The sequence below is a fragment of the Rhodococcus sp. HNM0569 genome (genome assembly GCF_012726205.1).
Classification (GTDB): Bacteria; Actinomycetota; Actinomycetes; order Mycobacteriales; family Mycobacteriaceae; genus Rhodococcus_F.
This window is the reverse complement of the sequence record NZ_JAASAE010000002.1, coordinates 154,044-166,851: the sequence shown is the minus strand read 5'-3', so window position 1 is coordinate 166,851 and position 12,808 is coordinate 154,044. Positions and strand designations below refer to the sequence as shown.

The following is a 12,808-nucleotide window of genomic DNA, read 5'->3' as shown; positions in this document are numbered from 1 at the left end:
TGCAGCTCGGCCACACGAGATGCCGGTCACGCGCACTCATGCGAGGTCTCCGCGCGCTCCCGCGGAGGCCCGCAGCACCCGCACCGCATCGCGCAGCCGAGCGAGCATCGCCCCCGCCGCGACCGGCGCCGCGCCCAGGCCGCCGGACGCCTCGTCGCTCTCGCCGTGCGCCGCGAGGTTGGCGGCCAGAGCGTGCGCACGCGTTCCCAGGCCCGCCGCAGTGAGCGGGCGCAGACCGGACGCGACGAGCGCACCGAGGATGCCGGAGAGCACGTCGCCCGATCCCGCAGTCGACGACCACGACGCTCCCGCGTCGTTGACCAGGGCCTGCTCGCCGTCGGACACAACCGTCGCACGACCCTTGAGCAGCACCGTGACACCCCACGCCCGGGCGAGTTCGGTCACCGCCGCCACCCGGTCCGCCCCGACGTCCTCGCCGGTGAGTCGTGCGAACTCCCCTGCGTGCGGGGTCAGCAGGGTCGGCGCGGCGCGGCGCGTCACGAGCGCCGGTTCCCGCGCGAGCAAGGTCAGACCGTCCGCGTCCACGACGACCGGCATATCCGTGGCGAGCACGGCCCGCAGCCGATCCGCCGCGGCGTCGTCGGTGCCCGCACCGGGCCCGACGACCCAAGCCTGGACGCGCCCCGCCGACTCGAGATCGGGGGTCGCGATCACCTCCGGCCACGCCGCGACGATCGACTTCGCGTCGGGGCCCGCGTATCGCACCATGCCCGACGTGGCCGTCACCGCACCACCGGTGCACAGCACACCGGCACCGGGATACCCCTCGCTGCCTGCGACGACGCCCACGACACCCTGGCTGTACTTGTCGTCGCCCGGGCCGGGAACCGGCCAGAGGGCGCCTACCTCGGCCGGCTCGTACGCGGCGAACGACGGCTCGCCCGGGTCGAGCCCGATGTCGACGAGCTCGACCCGCCCGCACCGAGCTGCCGCAAGCGCATGGACGGGTTTGAGGACGCCGAACGCGACCGTGACGTCGGCGTCGACACTCGGCCCGTCGACCGCGCCGGTGTCCGCGTCGACACCGCTCGGCAGATCCACCGCGACGATCGGAGCCCGCAGGCCTGCGACGAGTTCGGCGGCGCGGGGGCGCAGCGGCCCGCGACCCGAGATACCGACGATGCCGTCGAGCACCAGATCGAACTCGTCCGGCGCGCCCGGGTCGGTCGCATCGACGAACCGGGCCCCGGCGCGGCGCAAGGCCGACGCACCCGCCGCGTGCTCCTTGCCCGGCGAGAGCAGGAGCGCCGTGACGGCGACGCCGCGGCGGCGCAGGAACGTGCCGGCCCACAGCGCGTCGCCACCGTTGTCACCCGAACCGACGAGCAGCCCGACCCGTCGGCCCGCGACCGCGCCGGTGTGCCTCTCGAGTTCACGGGCCGCGATGCGCGCCAGCCCGTACGCAGCCCGCCTCATCAGGGTGCCGTCGGGGAGCGAATCCATGAGCGGGGCCTCGGCCTCGCGTGTCCGCGCCGTCGTGAAGTAGCCCCGCATTGCGCTCCCTCCGTGCCGGGATCCCGTGCGGATCGCACGTTACGCGTTTCCGCGCGCGCCGGTCGCTACGCTCGCACACATGACACCCGGCCAGTCCCGCGTCCGCGCGTCCGCTCTTCGCAGGTCCCTCACCGCGCTCGTCGCGCTTGCCGTCCTCGGCACCGCGGTCGCGTGCGGCGGCACCGACACCGGCGGTACCGAACCGGCCGGGCCGTCGGTCACGGTCGCCGACATGGCCTACCAGCCGGCGTCACTCACCGTGCGCGTCGGCGAGACCGTCACGTGGACGTTCGACGACCGCGGCACTCCGCACGACGTGAGCGGCACGGGCACGGCCGAAGGCGTCCTGCGCAGCCCGATCCAGGCGAGCGGCACGTTCACCTACACGTTCACCGAACCGGGCACCTACGAATACACGTGCACCCTGCATCCCGAGATGCAGGGTGCCGTGATCGTCACGCCGTGACAGCTACTCGACCGTGACCGACTTCGCCAGGTTGCGCGGCTTGTCGACGTCGTAGCCGCGGGTCTGCGCCACCTCTGCCGCGAACACCTGCAGCGGCACCGTAGACAGCAACGGCTGGAACAGCGTCGGCGCCGCGGGGATCTCGACCAGATGATCCGCGAACGGCCGCACCGCCTCGTCGCCCTCCTCGGCGATCACGACGGTGCGTGCGCCACGCGCCTGGATCTCACGAATGTTGCTGAGCAGCTTCGAGTGCAGTACCGCGCGGCCCTTCGGCGACGGCATCACCACGATGACCGGAAGCTCGTCCTCGATCAGTGCGATCGGGCCGTGCTTGAGCTCGCCTGCCGCGAAGCCCTCGGCGTGCATGTACGCGAGTTCCTTGAGTTTGAGCGCACCCTCGAGCGCCACCGGGTAGCCGACATGGCGACCCAGGAACAGCACGGTAGGCGAATCGGCGAGTTCGCGTGCCAGCGCACGCACCGGCTCGACCGTCTCGAGCACCCGCGCGACCAGGTCGGGCATCGACTCGAGGCCCTCGTACTCGCGAGCCACCTCGTCGGGATACTTCGTGCCGCGCGCCTGCGCCAACGCCAACCCGACGAGGAAGTTGGCCGTGACCTGCGCGAGGAACGCCTTCGTCGACGCGACACCGATCTCCGGGCCGGCCCGCGTGTAGAGCACGGCGTCTGCTTCGCGCGGGATCTGGGCGCCGTTGGTGTTGCACACCGCGAGTACACGTGCCTTCTGATCCTTCGCGTGGCGCACCGCCTCGAGCGTGTCCGCGGTCTCGCCGGACTGCGAGATGGCCACGACGAGCGTCGATCGATCGAGAACCGGGTCGCGATAACGGAACTCGCTCGCGAGTTCGACCTCCACGGGCAGCCGCGTCCAGTGCTCGATCGCGTACTTCGCGAGCAGGCCCGAGTGGTAGGCACTGCCGCACGCGACCACGAACACCTTGTCGATGTCGCGCAGTTCCTGGTCCGACAACCGCTGCTCGTCGAGCACGATCTTGCCGTCCGCGAAGTGCCCCAGCAGCGTCTCGGCGACCGCGGCAGGCTGCTCCTCGATCTCCTTGAGCATGAAGTAGTCGTGCCCGCCCTTCTCGGCGGCCGCGAGATCCCAGTCGATACGGAACGGGCTTCCGGTCGCCTCGGCTCCGTCGAAGTCCATCACCGTGTACGAATCCGGCGTGATCACGACCACCTGGTCCTGACCGAGCTCGACGGCGTCGCGCGTGTGCTCGATGAACGCCGCGACATCCGAACCGACGAACATCTCGCCCTCGCCGACGCCCACCACGAGTGGCGTCGAGCGGCGGGCCGCCACGATCGTGTCGGGGTGGTCGGCATGCGTGAACACCAGCGTGAACGCACCGTCGAGGCGCTGCAGCACCTTCAGGGCGCTCGCCACGAAATCGCCTGCCGTCTCGCCCGTTTCGTAGGCCCGCGCGACCAGGTGGACCGCCACCTCGGTGTCGGTGTCGCTGTGCAGGTCGACGCCCTCGTGCTCGAGCTCACGGCGTAGCGGGGCGAAGTTCTCGATGATGCCGTTGTGCACCACCGCGACCTTTCCGCTCGCATCGAGATGCGGGTGCGCATTGCGGTCGGTGGGACGGCCGTGCGTCGCCCACCGCGTGTGCCCGATGCCCGACGCGCCCGCGAAGGTGTCCTCGCCCGCCTCGCCGAGTTCGGCTTCGAGATTCGCGAGGCGCCCGGCCTTCTTCTCGACCGCGATACCGCCCTCGCCGTCGAGGATCGCGATACCCGCCGAGTCGTAACCGCGGTACTCCATCCGTCGCAGGGCCTCGACCACGACGGGAAGTGCCGCCCGATGGCCGACGTATCCCACAATTCCGCACATGGTTCCCCAGGGTACTTGGGTCCGGCCACTCCACAGCACCAGACGGGATCCGCGCTCGGGCCCGCCGACCCGCGCGAGTGGCACTTCCCACACCGCACCTATCCGCTAACGTCTCTCCCGTGTCGGCGAATCCGAAGAAACTGGCCAAGACCCTCGGCAAGCGGGGGCCGCATCGCGTGCTCCGTGGTGATCTCGCTCTCGCCGGGCAGCCCGGTGTCGTGTACACGCCGGAGTCGGGCTACAACCTCCCGGCCGTCGCGTTCGGGCACGACTGGATGACGAGCGTCGCCCGCTACAGCAAGACATTCGAGCACCTCGCGTCGTGGGGAATCGTCGTCGCCGCACCCGACAGCGAGCGCGGCCTGGTGCCGTCACACCGCGGGCTCGCTGCAGACCTGCGCGCCACCCTCGACATCTGCGTCGGAGTGCGCCTCGGCCCCGGCAACATCAGCGTCCAGCCCTCCAAGGTCGCGTTCGCGGGACACGGCATGGGCGCGAGCGCCGCCGTGCTCGCCGCCCGCAGCCGCGACGTCGGGGCCGTCGCCGCACTGTTCCCGGCCCGTACTGCGCCGCCCGCCGAGTCCGTTGCCGCACAGCTCGACGCGCCCGGTCTCGTCGTCTCAGGCATGGGCGAGGACGCGGGCGACTCCGAGCCGCGTGCGATCGCGCGTGCGTGGCACGGCGACGTCGTGCTGCGGCAGGTGGACGGCGGCACGTCGAGCCAGTTCGTCGAGGGCCTGCGCGTCGTCTCGGCGTTGGGCGTGCCCGGCAAGGACCGCGCCGTGCAGCGCACCACCCGCGCACTGCTCACCGGTTTCCTGCTCTACCACCTCGCGGGCGACAACGCGTACGAGCCTTTCGCGGACGACTCCGAGCTTCCCGGCACCACCGTGGTCGACCCCGACGCCGAGCAGGACTCGGGGTCCACCGACGCCAAGAGCCTCCTCGCTCACTCGAGCCAGCTGCTCGGCCGGAAGTAGCGATCGTCCCGGAAGTAGCCATCGTCCCGGTAGCGATCGTCACTGTCGACATCGGGGCTCAGGGGATCAGCGGCCCGATCGTCTCGTCCACCACGCGGTGCCGCCGACAGCCGTTCGACCACGTCGGCGATCTCGTCGTCCATGCGCGCACGCATCTGCCGCAGCCGCCGCGCCGCATCCGACCCGTGCGTCACAGGGGCCCGGCTTCGGAGAGTCGCGCACCTGTGCCCGAGCCGCCCTCCTGCGCTCCCGCCGCGCCCTCGCCTGCCGGCTGAGCGGGCCCGGCGGACGCGCTCGACGGCGGCTCGGCGGGCACGGCCCCGGTGGCACTCGGGGCATCCGGCGTGCTCGGGGATTCCGACGTGCTCGGGGATTCCGGCGTGCTCGGGGATTCCGGACCGTCGCGGTACACCGCGGCTTCGCCGGGCCGATCTCCGTCGGCGTCCGCGGTCGCGCCGTCGCCGTACACGGTAGGAACATGTTCGGTGTCGGTCGCCGGCACGATGCGCGGCAGGCCGTCGGCACCGAGACTCAGCGAGAAGCGGGCGCTTTCGTCGTTCTCGCCGCGCATCTCGAGCACCGTCGCACCGTCCTCGCCACCCTCTCCTCGGATGTCGAGGGTCCACGTCGTGCCATCGAGTTCGACGCTCGAATCGTCGTCGCCGGCACCCGCCGACTCGGACTCGATCAGTGCGTCCTCGGCGTGCTCGCTCCCGGCGTCGTCGTGCGCGGGGTCGTCGTGCGTAGGGTCACGCCCGAGATCGCCGTTGTCGTCGGCGTCGAGATGCTCGGTGAGCGCCGATACCGCCTCGTCGACCGCGGGCTGCAACGAGTCACGCACCTCGCCGAGCAGGTCGGCGAGGTCCCCGAACAGGGACCGGCCTTCTCCGGCACCTGCCGACGGAAATGCCTGACCCCCGACGCCCTGCCCACCGAAGCCCTGCCCACCGAACCCCTGACCACCTGAGCCCGGGGCGTCGAAACCCTGCAGGCTGTTCGGCCACGCGGACGTCGGCTGCGGAGAGGCAACGGTGGCAGGGGCGGCGCGGAACTCCGGCGCAGCAGCGTAGCCGCCGCTCGACGCGGGGGAGGACTCTCCGCCCGTGCCGTACGTCGCCGCGGGCTGCCGTGGTGCGGCCGCAGGGTCGCCTGCCGACTGCGCGGAGACCGGCGGCACCGAGACGGGTCGGTCCGTGTCCGGCGGAACAGGCCCGGTGAGCGGCTGAGCCGGGGACGAGTGCGCCGCAGGAGACTCCGACTGCACAGGCTGAGCAGGCCCTCCGCCGGCCGGCAACGGCGCGCTCGCTACCTCGCCGGCGGCACGACCGGGGGCGGTCTCGCCGGGCCCCCAACCCGATCCGGCGAACACGGCGTCGGCCTCGTCCGTGGCGATGCGATAGGCCTCGTGGACGTCCCGTTCGCACGCCCTGCAGGCGTCGTCGAATGCGGTGCGCCGCTCGGCGAACAGTGGCGCGAAGGTGCCGTCGAGCCACCCGCCGACGATCTCGACCGCTTCGCGCACGAGATCGTCCGAGCCGACCGGATCGGCACCGGTCGCGAGCACCGACCCGAGCGCCTCGAGGGAGCCGACCGAAGCAGGCCCGCCGCTCGCGGCGTGTCCAGCCACCTGGGTGGGGTCGGTCTGCGCAGCGCGCAGCGGAGCGAACCAGCGCGCGGCCTCCGCGACCCGTGCGCGGGCGTCGCCCGTGACGCCGTCGAGTCGGATGTCGGTGAGCACGCGGATCTGCTCCGGGACGTACCCGGCGATGTCGCCGGAGTGCAACGCCGCCACCGCGAGTGCCTTGTGCGCCACGGCCTTGCCGAGGGTGAGCCGCGTCTCCGACAGCACGTCCGTGAGCGCCGTCAGACGTTCGGTGAGCCCTCCGGCCCGCTGGTTGCGTGCGTCGGCTTCGGCCGACGCAGTCGCGCCGAGGTCGTCGCGCCACGCGGCGCGCACGGTCGCGGCGCCGTCGCGATGCACCTCGAACTCGGTATCGGCGACCACGCCCGCGCCGCGTACCGTGTCGACATGGGCGTCGAACATGCGCAGATCCATATCGCGTTCGAGGTCGTAACGCCGGTAGTACTCGTCGAGGTCGTCGTCCGTGTACCCCAGTGCTTTCGCGAACGGGAGGAACTTCTCGAAGAACAACAGTCCGCAACTGCCCTGGTCCAATGCGGCTCCGACATCGACGGTCGTGTCGAGCGCGTCGAGCAGTTCGTGCTGCTGCGTCGTAGCGTGCGCCTGATCGCGTGCCGCCGACACCAGGCTGGGAAACCATGCCGCGGCGAACGGGTCGGCGGACACACCGGCGGCGTCGAGGAACGGCCGCCACTGCTCCTCCGCATCGGGCTCGGCGCCCGACCAGGCGACGGCGAGTTGTCGACGTAGTGTCTCGTCGAGTGTCGGGTCGGCGAGCAGCGCGCCCGGCTCGATCCGGTCGCCCGTCATCCCATGCTCCCGAGTCGGTCTCCGACAGCGGCGTCCTGGTCGGCGTACTCGCGTGCGGACGTGTCGAGTGCCCGCCCGTACGAGCGCGTTTCGGCCGACCACTGGCCGAGCGCATCGGCGATACCCAGCAGCGCGGACGACAGCGCGGCGCCATCCTGCCGGTACCCACGGCCTGCCGTGTCCGCGCCGAAGCCTCCGGCACGCAACGCGTCGACCTGCTCGTCGATCTCGTCGGCCGACGCCAGCAACCGCCGCGCAGCCTGTGCCGTCGCGGCGGCGTCGATGTCCACACTCATGAGTCCCCCTTCACGTGTCTCCCCCTGCACGCGGAACGCCGGTAACGCCGGCCACCCCGGCATCCGGCTGCACCGGACGCCCTACCACTACGACGCAGCGCGGGCTCGATCGGTTCCCGTGCCGACCGTTCGTGACTCTAGACCGCGGCGACGACCTCGGCCAGCTCGTCGGCGAGGCGACGGGCCTCCGCGACATCGGAGGCTTCGACCATGACCCGGACGAGTTGCTCGGTGCCCGACGGGCGCAGCAGTACCCTGCCACTGTCGCCCAGCTCGTCCTCGACCGCGCGAACAGCGTCCAGGACCGCGGGCGCGGCCGCGACCGCGGCCTTGTCGGTCACGCGGACGTTCACGAGGATCTGCGGCAGCGTGGTCATCGCCGACGCCAGCTCGGCGAGCGGTGTGCCGGTTTCCGCGACGCGGCCCATGAGCCTGAGCCCGGTCAGGATGCCGTCCCCGGTGGTCGCGAACCCGGGCAGCACGATATGTCCCGACTGTTCGCCGCCGAGGCTGAAGCCGCCTTCCGCGAGGCCTTCGAGGACATACCGGTCGCCGACCGCGGTGGTACGCACCGTGATGCCCGCGTCACGCATCGCGAGGTGCAGGCCGAGATTGCTCATCACGGTGGCGACGAGGGTCCGGTCCACCAGTTCTCCCGACTCGGCCATCGCGATCGCGAGGACGCTCATGATCGCGTCGCCGTCGACCACCGAGCCGCCCGCGTCGATCGCAAGGCAACGGTCGGCGTCGCCGTCGTGGGCGAGACCGAGATCGGCGTCGTTGTCGACAACCGCCTTGCGCAGGCTCTCGAGGTGAGTGGATCCGCAGTCGTCGTTGATGTTGAGGCCGTCGGGGTCCGCGTGGATCGCGAGCACTTCCGCACCCGCCGCCGCATACGCGCGGGGCGCGACGTCCGAGGCCGCACCGTTCGCGCAGTCGACGACAACCTTGAGGCCGGTGAGCGGATGCACCTGAGCCGACGCGACATGAGCGAGGTAGCGCTCGGCCGCGTCGTCGACGGTGCGGATACGGCCGATCGAGGCACCGGTCGGACGCGCCCCTGTCGCACCGACGGCCGCTTCGATGCGGTCCTCGGCGTCGTCGCCGAGTTTCCTGCCGCCTGCGGCGAAGATCTTGATGCCGTTGTCGGGCATCGGGTTGTGCGATGCGGAGATCATCACGCCGAGACACGCGTCCAGCGCCCCCGTGAGGTACGCGACCGCGGGTGTGGGAAGCACACCGACGCGCAGCACGTCGACGCCCGCGGATGCGAGGCCGGCCACGACGGCCGCTTCGAGCATCTCGCCGCTCGCCCGCGGGTCGCGGCCCACGACGGCCGTGGGCTTCTCCGCTGCGGGACGCGCGAGCGTCGCGGCAGCCGCCTGCGCGACCTGCACCGCGAACTCGGCCGTCAGTTCGGCGTTCGCGAGACCGCGGACACCGTCTGTTCCGAACAACCGACCCATGAACAAGACCCCTCTCGCACCTCGGAGAGGTGCCTCGCGACAGAACACCGAGAGCAGGCGTCCGATGTGGATGGACGCCTGCTCTCGGGATGTACCGAAGTACGCAGGTGCCGGTTCCGACGGTACGGCCGGAACCGGCGTTGTATCAGCGCTTCGAGTACTGCGATGCCTTACGGGCCTTCTTCAGGCCGTACTTCTTGCGCTCGACCGCGCGAGCGTCTCGCGTGAGGAACCCGGCGCGCTTGAGCGCGGGGCGATCCTCGGGCGTGACCTCGACGAGCGCACGCGCGATGGCCAGACGGAGCGCGCCGGCCTGGCCGGACGGTCCGCCGCCGCCGAGGATCGCGGCGATGTCGAACGAGTTCTCGCGCTCGACCGTGACCAACGGAGCCTTCACGAGCTGCTGGTGCACCTTGTTCGGGAAGTAGTTCTCGAGGGGACGGCCGTTGAGCGTGAAGTTGCCCGAACCGGCGGTCAGTCGGACGCGCACGATCGCTTCCTTGCGACGACCGACGGTCTGGACCGGACGCTCGACGACGATCGGCGCCGCGGCGGCCTCGATCTCGTCCGCCACACCGGGCTCCTCGACCGACACGTACTCGTCGGCAGCGATCTCGACGCCCTCGGTGACCTCTTCGGGGACCGCGTTGATCTCTTCGTTGGACACGTTCTGCTCCTCCGGCGCCGTCACTGGGCCACCTGCTTGATCTCGAACGGCACCGGCTGCTGCGCGGCGTGGGGATGGTTCGGGCCCGCGTAGACCTTCAGCTTGCTGCTGATGGCGCGACCGAGCTTGTTCTTCGGGAGCATGCCGACGACGGCCTTCTCCACGAGGCGATCGGGGTTCTTCTCGAGAACCTCGCCGACCGAGCGCGCCTTGAGGCCACCCGGATGGCCGGAGTGGTGGTAGACGTACTTGTCGTCGCGCTTGTTGCCGCTGAGGGCAATCTTGTCCGCGTTCACGATGACGACGAAGTCGCCGCCGTCCACGTGCGGAGCGAAGGTGGGCTTGTGCTTGCCGCGGAGCAGGTTGGCTGCCTGAACTGCGAGCCGGCCGAGCACCACGTCGGTGGCGTCGATGACGTACCACTGACGGGTGACATCTCCGGCTTTCGGAGTGTACGTAGACACAGGAACTTCCTCGTCTTTGTTCGATCGCTGCTGGCCTGCGAGTCACACTCCGAACACTCCGACGGCCAGTTGGGACCCGGAGGCGGCTGCACGCTGCTCCGCCGCGCGGTCACCCGGCACGACAGACCAACGGCGTATGACACGCCAGCGATCGACAATACCGGCGACGAGGGCTGCCGGTCAAAACGCCGAGACGACGATGCCCCGCGCCCTCAGGGCCGCGGGGCATCACCGATACGACAAGATCAGAACATTGCAGCGTTCTGCGCCTCACGCGCAGCCATGTCGATGCTGCCGTCCTCGACGACCTTGGCGATACGCTCGAGGGTGTCGGTGAGCTCGAGGTGCGCCTGGTCCCACTGCTGCTGCGCAGCCTGGTAGGCCCGCTGGGCATCACTGTCCCACTCGCCGAACAGACGCTCGACGTAGCTCTTCAGCTCGTCGTGCGTCTCGTTCAGACCCGCGGTACGGGCGCGGAGGTCAGCCGCGAGCTGCTCGAGGCTGCCGAAGTTGTACTTCATGGATGGTGCTCCCTTCGAAGGGCTGCTGGTCGGCGACGTCGCCGGAGTCGGGTCAGAACAGGCCGCTCAGCGAGCCGGAGTTGCCGGCCTGATGGATCGACGTGAGGTTCTGCTGGTCGGCGTCGCTGTATCCGCGACCGCTGTCCTTGATCTTTTCCGCGATTTCGCTCAATGCCTCGTGCTGCTTGCGCGACGCATTGTCGTAGCGCTCCATCAGGCTGGTGAACGCAGCTGCTGCCTCACCCTCCCAGAAGGCACGCGAAGACTCGCATGCGTCGCGCACGTTCCTGATCTCACCGTCCAACTGGTCGCGAACGTTGGTCACATGACCGCTCGCAGCCGCGATGGCTTCGGGACTTGCTACGAGATCTCCCATTACCCCTCCTTGTCATTCGGTGCGGCGGGCCATGCGAAGGCCACCGTTTCACCCGTACACAAAATTGGACGCACGCTGCGTCCAATCGGTTCCCCCCCAATGCACGTGTGTGCCGAGAGGAAGTTTTCGGTGCGCCGACCGCAGCTCATACGCGTACCTCCACGGAGGACACGATGTCCTGACAGTCGGACTGCAACTCGATCCAGCGTGTCTGCGTGACCTGGCAGCCGACGCTCACCTGGACCGGGCCGTCGAGCAACACTATCCACTTGACCTGCGATCCGTCACCCGCGTGCTCGGTGTACGTGAGCGCGTCGCGGCCCGCGAACGTCGCATCCGCGTCGAAGTCGCTGAACTCCCCCGCCGAGCCCGCCATCTCGGTTTCGAGCGCTGATGCTACGGCCTCCGGTGTGGTGTCGGCCGCGAGTGAGTTCCATGTCACGACCACGCGGCGGTCGGAACTGTCCGAGGGCACGAGTTCGAGCCTGCCTGCCCCGTCGGACTCGGTGCGGCGCGACGACATCTCGGCCCAGTCGTGGGGGATCGTGAGAACGACCGGCCCACCCGTCACCGCCACGGGAGCTGGTTGGGCCGTCGATTCGACCGCACCCCAGCCGGTTTCGTCCGAACCGGCACCGGCTGCGACCGGCGGCCCGTCGCCGGCGTTCTGCACCGAGCGTGCGTAGAGGACTCCACCGCCGACGAGGATCGAGACGGCCGCGAACGCACCCGCCGCGACGAACATCGGCCGTCGTCTCGACTCACCACGGGACGCGAACACATCGCCGAGCCATTCGGTTCTCCGTGACCATTCGGCCCGCCCGGGCCTGCCTCCCCCGGGCGCGCGATTCGGGGGCACCGACGGACGTGGCGCCGCCTGCGACAGCGCGAGTTCACGCACCGAACGCGCGATGCTCGCCGCAGCGAGAGTGCGGACGCGGACCGCAGGCGGCAGACCTACGAAGGCTCCCGCGGTGACGAGAGCGACATCGGGAGAATCCGGCTCCGGCGAGAACGCCGCGAGAACGATGCGCTTCCACAGTGCGTCCACGTCTACGGTCTCGTGCCGCTCGGTGAGGACGATGGCGATCCCGTCGATCGAATTGTCCTGCGCAGCAGAACGAACCAACTCGACCAGCTCGCCCTCGCCGGGCTCTGCCCCGGGCGCGAGCGGCATCGCCACGCAGGCAGGAACATACTCGGCGTCTGCACCGACGGGCACGAGACCGGCGCAGACCAGATCGCGGCTCTCCTCGACGACGAGCCACATACCCGACCCGAGCACGGTCTTCGCCCCGTCGCCGAGCGCGTGCACCGCCGCCACGGCCACCGGCACCGGCACCACCTCGGACGCACCGAGCCGCGCGAGAGCAGCGAGCAGACATTCGCGGCGCGCCGAACCCCAGTGCGTCGGAACCGACATACCGCCGACGTCCGCGGCTTTCGCGGGGGCACCGGACGCCTTCTCCCGCGGGGCCGCGCCGCCGACCGCATCCGGGGCGCCGTCGACCAACGCCGCCACGACTGCCGCGACACCCGCGGCCACCGGGACCGGGCGACCGTCGACGACGAAGAACTCGTCGGCGGCGTGTACGAACGGGTCGACGCCCACATCCCCGTCGAGTGTGGTTGTCGCTACCGGCTTTCCGTCCACGACGTGGACGCGGTGCGAGCCCGTCCATTCACCGTTCGGGCCACTGCACCACGCATGTCCGTCGGTGAGATGAACAGCGAGCACG

Annotated in this window: 13 protein-coding genes; 2 read left to right on the top strand and 11 right to left on the bottom strand. The window is 70.4% G+C overall.

Features of this window, described 5'->3' with window-relative positions; genetic code table 11:
• Positions 1–36: 36 nt before the first annotated feature.
• Positions 37–1,515, bottom strand: coding sequence for an NAD(P)H-hydrate dehydratase (locus tag HCA44_RS03145; RefSeq protein WP_169647083.1), 1,479 nt, complete (start codon positions 1,513–1,515; stop codon positions 37–39).
• 79 nt (positions 1,516–1,594) lie between these two features.
• On the opposite strand from HCA44_RS03145, the gene HCA44_RS03140 reads away from it, so the two are divergent.
• The gene (locus HCA44_RS03140; protein ID WP_169647082.1) at positions 1,595–1,981 is read left to right on the top strand and encodes a plastocyanin/azurin family copper-binding protein; all 387 of its coding nucleotides are present in this window, start codon (positions 1,595–1,597) and stop codon (positions 1,979–1,981) included.
• 3 nt (positions 1,982–1,984) lie between these two features.
• Here HCA44_RS03140 and glmS read toward each other — a convergent pair whose 3' ends face one another.
• Positions 1,985–3,847 (bottom strand): glutamine--fructose-6-phosphate transaminase (isomerizing), encoded by a 1,863-nt coding sequence (glmS, locus tag HCA44_RS03135; protein WP_169647081.1) that lies wholly within the window; start codon positions 3,845–3,847, stop codon positions 1,985–1,987.
• A gap of 119 nt (positions 3,848–3,966) precedes the next feature.
• Here glmS and HCA44_RS03130 point away from each other — a divergent pair, with 119 nt between their 5' ends.
• The gene (locus tag HCA44_RS03130; protein WP_169647080.1) at positions 3,967–4,827 is read left to right on the top strand and encodes a hypothetical protein; all 861 of its coding nucleotides are present in this window, start codon (positions 3,967–3,969) and stop codon (positions 4,825–4,827) included.
• On the opposite strand, the gene HCA44_RS03125 is transcribed toward HCA44_RS03130, so the two are convergent.
• The 9 genes from HCA44_RS03125 to HCA44_RS21235 all read right to left on the bottom strand — a co-directional run bounded on the left by HCA44_RS03125 (position 4,797) and on the right by HCA44_RS21235 (position 12,807).
• The gene (locus HCA44_RS03125; RefSeq protein WP_169647079.1) at positions 4,797–4,970 is read right to left on the bottom strand and encodes a hypothetical protein; all 174 of its coding nucleotides are present in this window, start codon (positions 4,968–4,970) and stop codon (positions 4,797–4,799) included. The genes HCA44_RS03130 and HCA44_RS03125 overlap by 31 nt on opposite strands.
• Positions 4,971–5,017: 47 nt before the next feature.
• Positions 5,018–7,279, bottom strand: coding sequence for a hypothetical protein (locus HCA44_RS03120; RefSeq protein WP_169647078.1), 2,262 nt, complete (start codon positions 7,277–7,279; stop codon positions 5,018–5,020).
• Entirely contained in the window at positions 7,276–7,575 is a 300-nt protein-coding gene (locus HCA44_RS03115; RefSeq protein WP_169647077.1) for a hypothetical protein, read from the bottom strand. Before HCA44_RS03115 ends, HCA44_RS03120 begins: the two co-directional genes overlap by 4 nt.
• Positions 7,576–7,712: 137 nt before the next feature.
• Positions 7,713–9,041 carry a phosphoglucosamine mutase gene (glmM, locus tag HCA44_RS03110; RefSeq protein WP_169647076.1) on the bottom strand — a complete coding sequence of 443 codons (1,329 nt, stop codon included), beginning with the start codon at positions 9,039–9,041 and terminating at the stop codon, positions 7,713–7,715.
• 145 nt (positions 9,042–9,186) lie between these two features.
• The gene (gene rpsI / locus HCA44_RS20900; RefSeq protein ID WP_169647075.1) at positions 9,187–9,732 is read right to left on the bottom strand and encodes a 30S ribosomal protein S9; all 546 of its coding nucleotides are present in this window, start codon (positions 9,730–9,732) and stop codon (positions 9,187–9,189) included.
• Positions 9,729–10,172, bottom strand: a complete 444-nt coding sequence (gene rplM / locus HCA44_RS03100) for a 50S ribosomal protein L13 (RefSeq protein ID WP_169647074.1) — start codon at positions 10,170–10,172, stop codon at positions 9,729–9,731. The genes rpsI and rplM overlap by 4 nt, the downstream gene beginning before the upstream one ends.
• Positions 10,173–10,417: 245 nt before the next feature.
• Positions 10,418–10,693 (bottom strand): WXG100 family type VII secretion target, encoded by a 276-nt coding sequence (locus tag HCA44_RS03095; protein ID WP_169647073.1) that lies wholly within the window; start codon positions 10,691–10,693, stop codon positions 10,418–10,420.
• 52 nt (positions 10,694–10,745) lie between these two features.
• Positions 10,746–11,069 carry a WXG100 family type VII secretion target gene (locus HCA44_RS03090; protein ID WP_169647072.1) on the bottom strand — a complete coding sequence of 108 codons (324 nt, stop codon included), beginning with the start codon at positions 11,067–11,069 and terminating at the stop codon, positions 10,746–10,748.
• Positions 11,070–11,214: 145 nt separating this feature from the next.
• Positions 11,215–12,807 (bottom strand): type VII secretion-associated protein, encoded by a 1,593-nt coding sequence (locus HCA44_RS21235; protein WP_169647071.1) that lies wholly within the window; start codon positions 12,805–12,807, stop codon positions 11,215–11,217.
• Position 12,808 lies beyond the last annotated feature (1 nt).